A 14,414-nucleotide genomic window follows, 5' to 3' on the forward strand; every position below is an offset into this window, starting at 1 on the left:
TGATTCTACCGACTGCGGACCCCGGATGAGCAAACGAAAACTAAGTCGTCAGCAACGCTGGCGCGTTGAGAAGATTCAAGCCGAGCGCGCCAAACGTGCCTCCAAACGTCAGCATGAAGACGACGACAAGCTCGCTGCCGGCGAGTATGGCGGAGAGCGCAACGGCCGAGTGATCGCTCACTTCGGCCGAACGCTGGACATCGCCGAGCACAGCGGTGAGACACCCACACGCTGTCACCTGCGCGCCAACCTCGAAGGACTGGTGACCGGTGACCGGGTCATCTGGCGCCAGGGCGAAGACGGCAGTGGTGTGGTCGTGGCACGGGGCGAGCGTGACAACGTGCTCGAACGCCCGGACATGCGCGGCCTGCTCAAGCCGGTGGCGGCCAACATCGACCAGATACTGATCGTATTCGCCGTCGAACCCGAGCCACATGCCGGGCTGATCGACCGCTATCTGGTCGCCGCCGAGGCCACCGGCATTACTCCGGTGCTGGTGCTCAACAAGATCGACCTGCTGCCGGAAGATGGTGGCGAACTGCGCGAATTGCTGTCGCGCTACGAGGCGCTGGGTTACCGGGTGGTGGCAACATCCACCGCCAGCGAGGGTGGCATGCAACCACTGTACGCGCAGCTGGCAGGCCGTACCTCGGTGTTCGTCGGCCAGAGTGGTGTCGGCAAGTCGTCGTTGATCGGCCACCTGCTGCCGGATGAGCAATTGCGTATCGGCGCCCTCTCCACGGATTCGCGCAAGGGCCGTCACACCACGACCACCGCCCAGCTCTACCGATTACCTGCACCCGATGAGCAATTGGAAAGCGGAGAGCTGATCGACTCACCAGGAATACGTGAGTTTGGATTGACTCACCTCGATGAGCGCCAGGTCACCGAGGGCTTCATCGAGTTTCGTGACCTCATCGGGCTATGCCGCTTCCGTGACTGCCGTCACCAGCAGGAGCCCGGCTGCGCGCTGATCGACGCTGTCGAGCGCGGTGATGTCCATCCCGAACGCTTTGCCAGTTATCGTCGTATCATCGATAGTCTGGATAACGACACCTGACGGGAGAACCACATGAGCTCAGAAGACAACCTGCTGCCGCTGATTGTCGAGCCTGAAGAGTTGGCCGATGTTCTCGACCATGAAGACATTCTGGTGATTGATGTGCCACTCAGGGCGGACAGCTACAGCGAGGGTCATGTCCCCGGTGCCGTCCTGCTCGATCATCGGCGCCTGCTCAAGGGAAGCGGCGATGTGCCCAACGATGTGCCCGGTATCGAGGCGCTGTCGGCGCTGTTCTCGTCTCTGGGTCTGACCCGCGACACCCATGTCGTCGCCTATGACGATGAAGGCGGCGGTTGGGCCGGTCGCCTGCTGTGGACCCTCGAGCTGATCGGTCACCAGCGTTACTCCTACCTCAACGGCGGCATTCAGGCCTGGCGTGCGGCTGGTCTGTCACAGTCCACCGAACCCCATCAGGCCTCGCCCAGTCAGTACCAGGCCGAGATCCTCAACCCCGAGGTCAGCATTGATCGCCTCGAACTCAGGGAACGACTGGGCACTGAAGGATTCGCCATCTGGGACGCCCGATCCGTCGAGGAGTTCGATGGCCTCAAGGGCAACAACAAGCACCTCGGCCATATCCCCGGCGCGGTCAACATGGAATGGACCCAGGCGATGGATAGTAAGCGCTCACTGCGTGTTCGTGACTACGCCGAGATGATCACAGAACTTCAGGCCATGGGCCTGACACCGGATATGGAAGTGGTCACTCACTGCCAGAGTCACCACCGCAGCGGCTTCACCTGGCTGGTCGGCAAGGCACTCGGTTTCGAGAAGATTCGCGCCTATCCGGGCTCCTGGCAGGAATGGGGCAACCGCGACGATACGCCAATAGAAAAGTGAGCAGCGAGCTACGAGCCGCGAGCTTCGAGCTTCGAGCTTCGAGCTTCGAGCTTCGAGCTTCGAGCAACACTGTGCCATCCCCCTCACGTCATTGCAGGCGTGCGGGGGATACAAGGTAGAATCCCCTTCGGGTCGATTTCACCTGAACTCAGGTGGCTTGACTTACAGCTTGAAGCTTATAGCTTACAGCCCCCTTCTGGCTCGAAGCCTCATGCCCCGAAGCCCTATTGATTATCCAGAGACGAGATATCGTGACTCCTGCCAAGCTGTTTGCCTTGATCCAGTACCCCATTCCCCACCACCTGCTCTCACGTCTGGTGGGTTGCCTGGCCGAGTGCCGCGTCGGTTGGCTGAAGAACGCCTTGATCAAGCTGTTCATCAAGCAGTTCAAGGTCGACATGAGTGAGGCGGTGGAGCCGGATCCTGCTGTCTACCCCACGTTCAATGCCTTCTTCACTCGTGCCCTGAGGGTCGATGCACGACCGCTGGAAGACGGGTTGGTCTGCCCGGCGGATGGCACACTGTCACAGTGGGGACGCATCGAGGAAGGTCGCCTGATCCAGGCCAAGGGACATCGTTTCAACATCAGCGAATTGCTCGGCGGCGACCCGCTGCGTGCCAGCACCTACCGCAACGGCAGCTTTGCCACCGTCTACCTGTCGCCAAAGGATTACCATCGCGTCCACATGCCGCTCGCCGGCACCCTGACCGAGATGGTCTATGTGCCGGGACGCCTGTTCTCGGTCAACGATTCGACAACCCGCCACGTACCCGGTCTGTTTGCCCGCAATGAGCGATTGGTGTGTCACTTCGAGACCGAACAGGGCCCCATGGTGATGGTGCTGGTCGGTGCCATGATCGTGGCAGCCATCGAGACGGTCTGGAGCGGCCAGGTGACACCGCTGTCCGGCCGGGTCGAGCGCATTCGTTTCGACCAGCCCATCACGCTGGAGCGTGGCGCCGAGATGGGCCGCTTCAAGCTGGGCTCCACCGTGGTCATGGCCTTCGCCAATCCGCTGGAGCTTGACGCTGTCTCCCCCGCTCGAGATGGCGGCATCGAGGTACGCATGGGTCAGCAGTTGGCCAGCGCCAGCTGATCCTGACTTTCGGGTCCGGCGGGGTGCAACGCGCCCCGCAGACTCGCATCCTTCCTGCATGCGAAATGACTTCATCGCTTCCCCTGACCTGCAAGAGGTGCCCCGCGTCTGCTCTCTCTACAGGTCTGGTGCTGTACTGCTCCACCAACGACTTGCACAGGGACTGAGGGCGCATTACGATAAATGTAGTAACGTTGCTACCTTCATCGGAGGGCATCATGACCACTACTACTGTCACCAGCAGGGAATTCAATCACGATATCAGCCACGCCAAGCGAGCCAGTCAGCGTGGTCCGGTCATCATCACGGATCGTGGGGAGCCATCATACGTTCTGTTGTCGATTGATACGTATCGTGAATTGACAGGTGCAACATGCAATATTGTGGAACTACTGGCAATGCCGGGCCTGTCGGATGCCGAACTCGATATAGAACGTACCAGCGCTCCCCCTCGTGAGGTCGATCTTTCGTGAATTACCTGCTGGACACCAATGTCGTTTCGGAGCTGCGAAAGGCCGGGGACGGCAAGGCCAACCCCAATGTCATCGCCTGGTTCGAGGATAAGGACGCCTCACTATTCTACGTGTCTGTACTCACGCTTATGGAACTGGAAGCGGGAGTATTGAAAGCCGAACGCAAGGATGTCGCCAAGGGAGCCTTGTTGCGTGTCTGGCTGGATGAACAGGTGATTCCAGGATTCCGCCATCGAACGTTGCCCATCGACTCAGCAATTGCTCTGCGTAGCGCCCATATGGCATGCCTGAACCAGCATCCGTGGGATTCCCTCATTGCAGCTACAGCAATTGAGCATGGCATGGTTGTGGTGACGCGGAATGTGAAGGACTTCAAGATGACCGGTGTCACTGCCCTTGACCCCTGGGAGCCTGCTTACGGCAACGAAAGCTGAGGCGAGTCACATCTCCCCCAACATTACTGACCCGGCGATCAATCCGCCATGAACGCATGACAGGTCGGTCGATCATCCGCGCTATCAACAGACCGGTGTCGCAAAGGCGACAACCTCTGACAGCCTTTCACGCCCCAGCGCCAGTTGAATCAAGCGATCGAGGCCGAGGGCCACGCCACTGCCCTCGGGCATGCCCGACTCGATGGCTGCCAACAGTCGCTCATCGACCGCCACTTCCGGCAGCTTTTGAGCGCGTCTGGCGACGTTGTCCTCGACAAAACGCTGGCGTTGCTCAGCGGCGTCGGTCAGTTCGTCATAGCCATTGGCCAGTTCGATCCCCTTCAGATAGATCTCGAAGCGGGATGCCACCCATTCACCATCACGTGGATCACGATGGCGTCGTGCCAGAGCGGCCTGACTGGCGGGATAGTCGACAACCACATCAATTCCCGAATGACCGAGAGTCGGCTCGATGACAAGGCCCATCAACAGATCCAGGCAGCCGTCCCGCTCAGCGTCGGACATATCCAACTGCCCTCGCTGAGACGCCACACCGCGTAGGGTATCCAGATCTACCCTGAACGGGTCCAGATGCAGATGGGTCAGGAACAGATCACGGTAAGCATGCTGACGCGTTGGCCCCGGGTCGTCGGGCAGCAGCGTGCGAATCAGCGCCTGGGTCTCGTCGAGCAATTGCGTCAACGACCATCCCGGCCGATACCACTCGAGCATGCTGAACTCGATATTGTGCCGGCGCCCCACCTCACCATCACGGAAGCTTCGTGCAATCTGGAAGATGGGCCCGCTACCGGCAGCCAGCAGACGCTTCATGGCGAATTCGGGAGAGGTCTGCAACCACAGCCGCTGATGGCCCTGCGGTGTCACGGCCTCGCAACTCAGTGACGCCAGGTGAACATCCGTACTCCCTCCCTGTCCCAGCACTGGCGTCTCGACCTCCAGTACCTCACGCTCGGCAAAGAAACGCCGTACCTCAGCCATCAGGTACGCACGCTGACGCAAGGTGTCGATGCTTGCCGTGGGCTGCCAGTCTGTCATTGCGGCCACTCCCTATCTGCTGCTGTTCAGTATCACCACCGGCCCGATTTGAATGCCTCCGAAGGCCAAAGTCGAAAAGGACCAGAGACAAAAAGGGCCACGCTATGCGTGGCCCTTTTGGTACAACCGGAATGTCGTGGGTACAAACCGGGCTGTCCACCAGCGCTTCAGGCGCGGGAAACGTACTCACCGCTACGAGTATCAATACGCAGGACTTCGCCCTGGTTGATGAACAGCGGCACACGCACCACAGCACCGGAAGACAGGGTCGCCGGCTTGGAGCCGCCCTGAGCCGTATCGCCCTTGAGGCCCGGGTCGGTCTCGGTGACCTCCAGCTCGATGAAGTTCGGCGGAACCACAGAGATGGCGTTGTCGTTCCACAGCGTGATGGTGTAGACCACCTGCTCCTTGAGCCATTTCTCGGTGTCGCCCAAGGCCTTCTTTTCGACCGCGTACTGCTCGAAGGAACCGTCGGTCTTCATGAAGTGCCACATGTCGCCGTCGGTGTAGAGGTACTCCATGTCCAGGTCGAGAACGTCGGCGCCCTCGAGCGACTCACCAGACTTGAAGGTACGTTCCCAGACGCGGCCGGTGATCAGGTTACGCAGCTTGACGCGGCTGAAGGCCTGACCCTTGCCGGGCTTGACGAGTTCGTTTTCGACGATGGCACAAGGGTCACCGTCCAGCATTACCTTCAGACCGCCCTTGAATTCATTGGTAGAATAGTTCGCCATGTGTTCTCTTTCCTATCGGTGCCCTGCCCAACCAATGTTGTTGAGCGGCACAAAGCAGACAATTCGCGAGAGGAAGCCCCTCGCGCGTATCAATCGGTGGCACGCATGATAACCCGAAGCCCGATGCTTTTGCATTGCTCGCCCTCCGGCAACGATGATGGGCTACCGGAACCCGGCGCCTGGCAGCGCCAGTTGGCTGGTGCCATCCGCGACCCTCGAGCGCTCTGTCAACGTCTGGGGCTGGATCCCTCCTGGCTGGCCGGCGCCCTGAGCGGGCACGAACTATTCGAGGTCCGGGTACCCGAGGCCTTTGCCGCCCGCATGCGTATCGGTGATCCTCACGATCCCCTGCTGCGCCAGGTCCTCCCCCTGGCCAACGAGGTCGATGATACCCCAGGCTTTGTCACCGATCCCCTTGAAGAAGCGCAGCATACCGCTCGTCGCGGCTTGATCCACAAGTATGCGGGTCGCGTACTGCTGATCACCAGTCCAGCCTGTGCGGTCAATTGCCGTTACTGCTTCCGCCGTCACTTCCCCTACAGCGACAACGCCCCGACTCGCCTCCAGTGGGACGAAACCCTCAACTATCTGCGCGACGACACCAGCCTGCGCGAGGCGATCCTGTCCGGCGGCGACCCGCTGGCCGCCAGCGATCGTCAACTGGCCTGGCTGGTGGCCAGGCTGGACGGTATTGCTCACCTGAAGCGACTACGCCTGCATACGCGTCTGCCGGTGGTGATTCCCGATCGTGTCGATGGCGTGATGCTCGATTGGCTGGCAACAACCCGCCTGCAGAAGGTCATGGTGCTGCATATCAACCATGCCAACGAGATCGACGATGCCGTAATCGCCGCCTGCGCACGCCTCAAGGCCGTCGGCGTCACCCTTCTCAACCAGAGCGTTATTCTCAAGGGCGTCAACGACGACGTGGATAGCCTCGAAGCCCTGTCGGAGCGTCTGTTCGAAGCCGACATCCTGCCCTACTATCTGCACGCCTTCGACCCGGTGGCCGGCGCCGCCCACTTTGCGGTCAGCGATGAAGACGCCGAAGCCCTGATGGCTGAGCTACGCACCCGCCTGCCCGGCTTCCTGATGCCGACCCTGGTCAGGGAGATTCCCGGCGAAGCCAGCAAGACGCCGCTGCAAGGAGTTTGAAGCTGTAAGTTGTAAGCTGTAAGACAACACCACTCAGCCTGCCTGGTGACGCAAGCGATGCCACAAGAAAGCCCCAGCAGAGACATTACCTGCTGGGGCTTCAACTTATAGCTTAAAGCTTACGGCTAGCGCATACGCGCCTCAGGCTACGCTATCCGCTGTCACATTGGGTGCGACAATGCCCGTGGACAGCTTGCGGTTGACGGCACTCAGCACGCCCTTGATCGAGGCGCTGGTGATGCTCTCATCGGTACCCACACCGAAAACCGCTTCGTCACCGACACGCACTTCCACATAGGCGATGGCTTCGGCGTCGGCGCCCTGGCCACGGGAGTGCTCGTGGTAGTCGATGATCTCGACATCGTGCCCTTCCGCCGCCAATGCCTTGATAAAAGCCGCCAGCGGTCCATTGCCTTCACCGTTGATGGTCTGGCGCTCGTCTTCCTTGCTGATCACCGCTTCGAGAGTCACGGTGGGGCTATCCGGCTCGGAGGACAGGCGATGGCTGACCAGCGCAAAGGGCGAGGTCTTGGCCAGATATTCGTCGACGAAGGCCTGATAGATCATCTCGGAGGTGATCTCCTTGCCGATGCGGTCGGCCACATCCTGCACTACCGTGCTGAACTCCATCGCCAGGCGACGCGGCAACTCGATGCCATGCTCCTGCTCGAGCAGATAGGACACACCACCCTTGCCCGACTGGCTGTTGACGCGGATGACCGCCTCATAACTACGGCCGACGTCGAGCGGGTCGATGGGCAGATAGGGCACTTCCCAGACGCCATCGGCGTTGTCCTTGCGCACCGCCATGCCCTTCTTGATCGCATCCTGGTGGGAGCCGGAGAAGGCGGTGAATACCAGGTCACCGACATAGGGATGGCGCGGATGCACCGGCAACTGGTTGCAGTACTCCACCTCACGCATGATCGGCGTGATGTTGGAGAAATCCAGTCCCGGGTTCACCCCCTGGGTATAGAGGTTCATGGCGAGGGTGACGATATCGACGTTGCCGGTACGTTCACCATTGCCGAACAGGGTGCCCTCGACGCGGTCAGCACCAGCCATCACCGTCAACTCGGCAGCGGCGACCCCGGTACCCCGGTCATTATGCGGATGAACGCTGACGATCAGGTGATCGCGATGCTCGACCTCACGGCAGAACCACTCGATCTGGTCGGCATAGTTGTTCGGTGTTGCACACTCCACCGTGGAGGGCAGGTTGACGATCATCTTCTTCTCGGTGGTCGCACCATAGGTCGCGCTCACCGCATTGACGACTTCCACCGCAAAATCCATCTCGGTGGTGGTAAACAGCTCCGGCGAGTACTGGAAAGTCCAGTCGGTTTCCGGCGCCGCGTCCATCAGTTCGCGAATCTGACGTGTGGCCGTCACGGCAATATCGATGCACTCGGCACGATTGACGTTGAACACCACCCGACGGAAGACCGGGTCAGTGGCGTTGTAAACGTGGACAATCGCACGCTTCGCGCCCTTGAGCGCCTCGAAGGTACGCTCGATGAGGTGAGGACGCGCCTGGGTCAGCACCTGAATGGTGACATCGTCCGGGATCTGGTCCTCTTCGATCAAACTGCGCACGAAATCGAAATCGGTCTGCGAGGCCGAGGGGAAGCCGACTTCGATCTGCTTGAAACCGATCTTGACCAGCATGTCGAAGAAACGCTGCTTGCGCTCCTGGTCCATGGGATCGATCAGCGCCTGGTTGCCATCCCGCAGATCCACGCTACACCAGGTCGGCGGCGTCTCGATGCGACGACTGGGCCACTGACGATCAGGAAGGTCGACAGCAACAAAGGGGCGGTATTTCTTCGAGGGATCGTTGAGCATCATGACGGCTTCTCCAGGTGTGTGCAGCGGTTCAACAGAGTTGAGCGAAAGAGTTGAACGACGTGTTGTGATGTGGCACTGGCCTCGTGGCCTGCGCCTGAAACGAAAACGAAAACGCCCCGACGGTCGGGAGACAGTCGGGGCGTTCTGGAATCGGGTTGTGCATCAATACCGGAAACGCCAGGAACCTTCGCTGCGGTCACGACGTCCTGCTCAATGACGCAGCCTCGCGCAGTGACTACGCGACGCGACGAGCCGACCATCTGACGGGAACAGACATTCATGACGTGATGGGCATTGATGAAAGACATGTAAACAACCTCGACTGGAACCTGACATTTCGGCAATGCAAGCGGCATTGCCCAGCGCGCTTCAGTGGCGGGCTAGTAGTCGTAGGCTTAGTTCGAGGATGCGATATGTCGTATTCATACCCCCTAGAAAATCAGGCCTGAGCGCCGTTGTCAACTTCCCGAGTGTTTCGCCTGCTGCGCAGGGACCGGAAGACCTGCCATCACGCTGTCACACAGCATCTTCTAGACTATTGTTTTCCAGGCCCTCTGATTTCCAGGCCACTGATTTCCAGGCCACCGATCCCGGCAAGCGGATAGGGCTTCTACTCTGAACGTCAGGGCCGTTCTGAACGCAAGAATAGTCTGAACGTAAGGATGGGGTCGCCTCGGTAGGAAATGCCCTGGCAACAACAGGCTGGGGCAGGCTTGGGCTCTGAGGTCCAGCAGGCCCTGCCGACAGGAATGTCGTTCCAACAAAGATTTCACTCGCAAGGAGAAGCACATGTCGTTGCCCTTCAATCCCGCACGTCCCCGTCATCTGTTGATGTGTGCGGCACTACCGCTGTCACTGGCACTCAGCGGCACCGCAGCGGCCGAGGCCGAAGCTCCTGCCAACGACAATGAGGCACAGTCCAGCGCCATGCCGGTCAGCCTGGGTCCACGCCCCTTCTTTCTGGTCGGCGACATGGACGAGGACAACACGCAATCCGCCGAACTCAAGTCTCGTCTCGAACAGTGCGCTGCCAGCCAGACCGTGTACGAGCGTAGCGACTTCAGCATCGGCCACCGTGGTGCACCGATGATGTTCCCAGAGCATACCCGCGAATCCTACCTCGCAGCAGCTCGCATGGGGGCCGGAGTGCTGGAATGCGATGTGGCCTTCACCGAGGACAAGGAGTTGGTCTGTCGCCATTCACAGAGTGACCTGCACTCCACCACCAACATCCTCGAGACAGAACTGGCCGAGCAGTGCAGCGTGCCTCCCGAGTTCGACGACAGCGGCAAACTGACCAACGCTGCGGACATCCTCTGCTCGACCAGCGACATTACCCTGGCCGAGTACAAGACCCTCGAAGGCCGCATGGATGGTGTGAATACCGAAGCCGATACCCTTGAGGAATATCTGGCCGGTAACCCAAGCTGGCGCACCGAGCTGTATTCCAGCCGCGGCACCCTGATGACCCACGCCGAGAGCATCGAGCTGTTCAAGTCACTGGGCGTGAAAATGACGCCGGAGCTCAAGACGCCGACAGTCGAGATGCCCTTCGACGGCATGAGCCAGCAGGACTACGCCCAGAAGCTGATCGATGAGTACGTTGCCGCCGGTGTCGAGCCCAGTGACGTCTTCCCGCAGTCCTTCCTGCTGGATGACGTGCGCTACTGGGTCGACAACACCGACTTCGGTGATCAGGCCGTGTTTCTCGATGATCGCGACACCCAGCCCGACTTCGATATCAAAAACCCGGAAAGCTGGCAGCCATCCATGCAGGAACTGGCCGACATGGGCGTGAAGATTCTGGCGCCACCACTGTGGATGATGCTCGCCGAGAGTGACGATGCCGATCATCCCATCGTGCCATCGGTCTATGCCGAGCAGGCCCGGGAAGCCGGTCTCGACATGATCGCCTGGTCCTTCGAGCGCTCGGCCCCGCTGACCGAAGACGGCGCCTGGTATCACCAGACGACGGACAACGTGCTCAACAATGATGGTGACAAGATGGTCAGCCTGGATGTACTGGCACGAGATGTGGGCGTACGCGCCGTGTTCTCGGACTGGCCGGCTTCCGTGACCTTCTACGCCAATTGCATGGCCGATGAGCTGAATATCTAGACGAAAGCCACAGTCTTCGCCACAGCACATAATCTCCGGCGCAAAAAAACGGCCGGGAGGACTCCGCCTCCCGGCCTCAACGCCGTCCATGGCTTGGCGCCCCTAACGCCAATCCGAGAATGTCATGCTACCCCTGCTTCCCATCGAATCCTCTCCCCCATAGGCGGTAGCCGGACACGCCCATGCGTATAGCTTGTGTATCCCGTCACAGACTGAGACTGCCCTGCTGAAGCCCGAGTACGGCACCCATCGCGGCCACCAGTACCAGTGCAAACATCAGCCACTCAAACGACTTGAAGACCGGCTTGCGCTGCTCCAGGCGAGCCATGGCAAACAACAGCGCGCCGGGGGCATAGAGCAACGCCGACAGCAGCAGCGCTGACAACCCACCGGCATAGATCAGCCAGGCGGCATAGAGGGTTGCCAGGCCAGCAATCATCAAGTCACGGCGGCGAGCCGACTCACCTGCTGCGTACCCTTCCCCCCGATAGGTGACTGACAGCGCGTAGGCCGCAGACCAGAAATACGGCACCAGAATCATCGAACTGGCCAGCAGCAGAATGCTGAAGTAGGTCGAGGCACTGAACAGGGTGATGATCAGAAAAAGCTGAATCAGGCCATTGGATAGCCACAGCGCATTGGCCGGTACGCCATTGCGATTCTCACGAGCCAGAAAGCGCGGCATGGTGCCATCTCGCCCCGCGGTACTGAGGATCTCGGCGCACAGCAACGTCCATGACAACAGCGCGCCGGCCAGCGAGATCGCCAGTCCAGCACTGATCAGATAGACCCCCCAGTGACCGACAGCCCGCTCCAGCACCAGCGCCATGGAGGGGTTCTTGAGGCCGGCCAGTTCGGGCTGGGCCATGATGCCCAGCGACAACACATTGACCAGTACCAGCAACAACAGCACGCCAAGAAAGCCAAGTACCGTCGCTCTGCCCACATCACGGCGGTGGCGCGCTCGCGCCGAGTAGACACTGGCGCCCTCGATTCCGGTGAACACCCATACCGTAACCAGCATCATGTGGCGCACCTGGTCGGAAACCGAGCCCAGCTCAGGGCTGGCCGCCCCCCAGATATCGCGAGTAAAGATATCCCAGTCAAAGGCCAGGGCCGCCAGCACGACAAAGGCCGCCAACGGCAGAATCTTGGCAACGGTGGTGATCATGTTGATCGTGGCGGCCTGCTGAATGCCGCGCAGCACCAGGCAATGCACCGACCACAGCAGTACCGAGGCACACGCCACCGCACTGAGCGTATTGCCCTCACCAAACATCGGAAAGAAGAACCCCAGGGTACTGAACAGCAGCACGAAGTAACTGACATTGCCCAGCCAGGCGCTGATCCAGTAGCCCCAGGCGGAAGAAAACCCCATGTAGTTGCCGAACCCGGCTCGTGCATAGGCATAGATACCGCCATCCAGCTCCGGCTTGCGCCGGGAGAGCATCTGGAACACGAACACCAGCGCCAGCATGCCGACGGCCGTGATACTCCAGCCGATCAGCACCGCTCCAGCTCCGGCACTGGCCGAGGTGTTCTGGGGTAGGGAAAAGATACCGCCCCCGACCATCGAGCCAACCACCAGCGCCAGCAGCGCGCCCAACCTCAACCTTGCGGGTTCAACCGACATCGACACATCACCTCGGGCAGCTCGCCGGAGCGTCGATGCTCGCTGGAGCCATTATTAACATGGCAATCAAATCGCTCATCCTGATCGATTTGATTTTCGTCCGCACCACACTGGCGCAGATGCGCGGATCTGCTGGTGTGGTGCGGTCTCGCGTCGGCCTGATGGCCGACGGCGGCACGTCCCTGTGCCGCAATCAACCCAACATGAAAGCATGCCGGGTTAATATGTTGATCGTTCTGCGCATGGCTGCGCGAAAAGCCGTCCATTCCCTGCCGCGGAGCAGGTAGTGCGGACATCAGACAATGGAAGGAAAGTGGCCCGCCGACAGATCGGGGCCAGTGACTTTCAGGTCGCGAATACTAATGCAGCCGTCGCCAGGTCGATATATCTCTGTTGGAAGGGATCAGCAGGACATTGATCGATATCAGCCGATCGAGCCAGCCACGCAACAGCAGGAGGGAAAGCACGCCCATGCAACTCACAAGACAACGCGCAGAACGACACACAGGACAACGCACAGAACTACGCACAGAACTACGCACAGGGCCGCCGAAAATGGCGGCCCTGATGGGAGGCTGGAGAAAGGTGTTGTGGCGGTTCGATCAGTCGGAGTGACCGTTGTCCAGGTCAGCCTGGCGATAGCCAATCAGATAGAGCACCGCATCCAGCCCCAGGGTCGAGATACTCTGACGGGCCTGCTGCCTGACCAGTGGCTTGGCGCGGAAGGCGATACCGAGCCCCGCCGCCGACAGCATCTTGAGGTCATTGGCGCCATCGCCCACCGCGATGGTCTGCTCCATGCGAATGCCTTCGCGTTCGGCAATCTCATGCAGTAACGCCGCCTTGCGGTCGGCATCAACGATCGGCTCACGAACTTCGCCGGTGACCTTGCCGTTCTCGATCACCAACTCATTGGCATGGATCTCGTCGAAACCCAGTCGCTGCTGCAGGTAACGAGCGAAGTAGGTGAAGCCCCCTGACAGAATGGCGGTGCGGTAGCCCAGCCGCTTGAGCTGGGCCATCAGCGTCTCGACACCATCCATCAGCGGCAGTTCTGCGGCAATCTCGGCCAGCACCGATTCGTCAAGGCCCTTGAGCTTCGCCATGCGCTCCCGAAAGCTCTGCTGGAAGTCCAGCTCACCGCGCATGGCCCGCTCGGTGATTTCGGCCACCTCGTCATAGACCCCATGACGGCGTGCCAGTTCGTCGATGACCTCGGCCTTGATCAGGGTCGAGTCCATATCGAAGCACACCAGGCGGCGGTGGGTGCGCCAGATGCAGTCTTCCTGCAGGGCAATATCCACCCCATGGGCGGCGCCAAGAGCCAGCGCCTTCTCGCGCAATGCCGCGATATCAACCTGGGGGCCGCGCAGCCAGCACTCGACACAACTGCCGTGCGCCGGCGCCTCGCCATCCAGAGGCTCGCGGCCGGACAGGCGATGGATAAGCTCGACGGTCAGGTTATGCTCCGCGGTCAGCGCCCCGACCTCTGCCAGAATACCGGCGGGCAGTTGCGGAGCCAGTAACGTCATGATCAAGCGTGGCTGGCTCTGCGTCTCGCTCCAGCGATGATACTCCTCGGCACTGACCTGTATGGCCTGTACGTCCAACCCCAGCTCCAGGCCAGTGGCCGCCATGGCCGTTTCCAGCTCGGACTCATGGTCCAGCGCCACCACCGCCTCCAGCGAGACGATGCCGAAGGTGACACTCTGGTTGATATCCAGCAGTCGAGCACCACTGCGCGCCAGGGTCCTGCCCAGTTCAGCCAGTTGTCCGGGCCGCGCCTGGCCGGTGGCGCGCATCAGGATTCTTCGAGTCATGGTTTTCCTGTTCCAGCCGTATCGATGGCCGCTCTTCACAAGGGGCAATGTAAGTTGAGGATACCGATTTACACCGCCTCAGGGAATCGAGTGTGGCAGTGTCCTCGAGCACTGGGCCACCTACAGCCACGCCGGCCAACTGT

The 14,414-nt window shown here is 60.4% G+C and carries 13 protein-coding genes; 7 read left to right on the top strand and 6 right to left on the bottom strand.

The window, feature by feature from the left end; translation table 11 throughout:
- Nucleotides 1-25 precede the first annotated feature (25 nt).
- The 5 genes from rsgA (at nt 26) to BUE38_RS08600 (ending at nt 3,907) form a co-directional block, all read left to right on the top strand.
- Nucleotides 26-1,060, top strand: coding sequence for a small ribosomal subunit biogenesis GTPase RsgA (rsgA, locus tag BUE38_RS08580; RefSeq protein WP_073434781.1), 1,035 nt, complete (start codon nt 26-28; stop codon nt 1,058-1,060).
- A 12-nt stretch (nt 1,061-1,072) separates the two neighbouring features.
- Entirely contained in the window at nt 1,073-1,903 is an 831-nt protein-coding gene (locus tag BUE38_RS08585; RefSeq protein ID WP_073434783.1) for a sulfurtransferase, read from the top strand.
- Nucleotides 1,904-2,151: 248 nt separating this feature from the next.
- A complete protein-coding gene (asd, locus tag BUE38_RS08590) occupies nt 2,152-3,000 on the top strand; it encodes an archaetidylserine decarboxylase (protein ID WP_371860398.1) in 849 nt (282 codons plus the stop codon).
- A gap of 218 nt (nt 3,001-3,218) precedes the next feature.
- Nucleotides 3,219-3,473 carry a type II toxin-antitoxin system Phd/YefM family antitoxin gene (locus BUE38_RS08595; protein WP_073434787.1) on the top strand — a complete coding sequence of 85 codons (255 nt, stop codon included), beginning with the start codon at nt 3,219-3,221 and terminating at the stop codon, nt 3,471-3,473.
- Nucleotides 3,470-3,907: a type II toxin-antitoxin system VapC family toxin gene (locus BUE38_RS08600; protein WP_073434789.1), complete on the top strand. Its 438-nt coding sequence runs from the start codon at nt 3,470-3,472 to the stop codon at nt 3,905-3,907. The genes BUE38_RS08595 and BUE38_RS08600 overlap by 4 nt, the downstream gene beginning before the upstream one ends.
- 84 nt (nt 3,908-3,991) lie before the next feature.
- On the opposite strand, the gene epmA is transcribed toward BUE38_RS08600, so the two are convergent.
- Together epmA and efp are read right to left on the bottom strand one after the other, a co-directional pair.
- On the bottom strand, nt 3,992-4,963 hold the full coding sequence (gene epmA, locus BUE38_RS08605) for an EF-P lysine aminoacylase EpmA (RefSeq protein WP_073434791.1): 972 nt from the start codon (nt 4,961-4,963) through the stop codon (nt 3,992-3,994).
- 167 nt (nt 4,964-5,130) lie between these two features.
- Entirely contained in the window at nt 5,131-5,697 is a 567-nt protein-coding gene (gene efp / locus BUE38_RS08610; RefSeq protein ID WP_073434793.1) for an elongation factor P, read from the bottom strand.
- 123 nt (nt 5,698-5,820) lie between these two features.
- On the opposite strand from efp, the gene epmB reads away from it, so the two are divergent.
- Nucleotides 5,821-6,852, top strand: a complete 1,032-nt coding sequence (epmB, locus tag BUE38_RS08615) for an EF-P beta-lysylation protein EpmB (protein ID WP_073434795.1) — start codon at nt 5,821-5,823, stop codon at nt 6,850-6,852.
- Nucleotides 6,853-6,993: 141 nt separating this feature from the next.
- On the opposite strand, the gene leuA is transcribed toward epmB, so the two are convergent.
- Nucleotides 6,994-8,700 carry a 2-isopropylmalate synthase gene (leuA, locus tag BUE38_RS08620; protein WP_073434797.1) on the bottom strand — a complete coding sequence of 569 codons (1,707 nt, stop codon included), beginning with the start codon at nt 8,698-8,700 and terminating at the stop codon, nt 6,994-6,996.
- A 789-nt stretch (nt 8,701-9,489) separates the two neighbouring features.
- On the opposite strand from leuA, the gene BUE38_RS08625 reads away from it, so the two are divergent.
- Nucleotides 9,490-10,818, top strand: coding sequence for a glycerophosphodiester phosphodiesterase family protein (locus BUE38_RS08625; protein WP_084541834.1), 1,329 nt, complete (start codon nt 9,490-9,492; stop codon nt 10,816-10,818).
- Nucleotides 10,819-11,023: 205 nt separating this feature from the next.
- Here BUE38_RS08625 and arcD read toward each other — a convergent pair whose 3' ends face one another.
- From arcD to serB, 3 genes are all read right to left on the bottom strand, one after another.
- Nucleotides 11,024-12,451: an arginine-ornithine antiporter gene (gene arcD, locus BUE38_RS08630; protein WP_073434799.1), complete on the bottom strand. Its 1,428-nt coding sequence runs from the start codon at nt 12,449-12,451 to the stop codon at nt 11,024-11,026.
- The gene (locus BUE38_RS22475) at nt 12,427-12,747 is read right to left on the bottom strand and encodes a hypothetical protein (RefSeq protein ID WP_143166256.1); all 321 of its coding nucleotides are present in this window, start codon (nt 12,745-12,747) and stop codon (nt 12,427-12,429) included. The genes arcD and BUE38_RS22475 overlap by 25 nt, the downstream gene beginning before the upstream one ends.
- Nucleotides 12,748-13,053: 306 nt before the next feature.
- Complete coding sequence (serB, locus tag BUE38_RS08640; protein ID WP_073434803.1) at nt 13,054-14,271, bottom strand: phosphoserine phosphatase SerB; 1,218 nt, start codon at nt 14,269-14,271, stop codon at nt 13,054-13,056.
- Nucleotides 14,272-14,414 lie beyond the last annotated feature (143 nt).

The organism is Halomonas cupida (assembly GCF_900142755.1).
GTDB lineage: Bacteria > Pseudomonadota > Gammaproteobacteria > Pseudomonadales > Halomonadaceae > Halomonas > Halomonas cupida.

Excerpts from the sequence above, each read along its gene's own strand:
- rsgA (WP_073434781.1), top strand. The coding sequence starts at position 26 with ATGAGCAAACGAAAACTAAGTCGTCAGCAACGCTGGCGCGTTGAGAAG.
- BUE38_RS08585 (WP_073434783.1), top strand. The coding sequence starts at position 1,073 with ATGAGCTCAGAAGACAACCTGCTGCCGCTGATTGTCGAGCCTGAAGAG.
- BUE38_RS08595 (WP_073434787.1), top strand. The coding sequence starts at position 3,219 with ATGACCACTACTACTGTCACCAGCAGGGAATTCAATCACGATATCAGC.
- epmA (WP_073434791.1), bottom strand. The coding sequence starts at position 4,963 with ATGACAGACTGGCAGCCCACGGCAAGCATCGACACCTTGCGTCAGCGT.
- efp (WP_073434793.1), bottom strand. The coding sequence starts at position 5,697 with ATGGCGAACTATTCTACCAATGAATTCAAGGGCGGTCTGAAGGTAATG.
- epmB (WP_073434795.1), top strand. The coding sequence starts at position 5,821 with ATGCTTTTGCATTGCTCGCCCTCCGGCAACGATGATGGGCTACCGGAA.
- leuA (WP_073434797.1), bottom strand. The coding sequence starts at position 8,700 with ATGATGCTCAACGATCCCTCGAAGAAATACCGCCCCTTTGTTGCTGTC.
- BUE38_RS08625 (WP_084541834.1), top strand. The coding sequence starts at position 9,490 with ATGTCGTTGCCCTTCAATCCCGCACGTCCCCGTCATCTGTTGATGTGT.
- arcD (WP_073434799.1), bottom strand. The coding sequence starts at position 12,451 with ATGTCGGTTGAACCCGCAAGGTTGAGGTTGGGCGCGCTGCTGGCGCTG.
- BUE38_RS22475 (WP_143166256.1), bottom strand. The coding sequence starts at position 12,747 with ATGTCCGCACTACCTGCTCCGCGGCAGGGAATGGACGGCTTTTCGCGC.
- serB (WP_073434803.1), bottom strand. The coding sequence starts at position 14,271 with ATGACTCGAAGAATCCTGATGCGCGCCACCGGCCAGGCGCGGCCCGGA.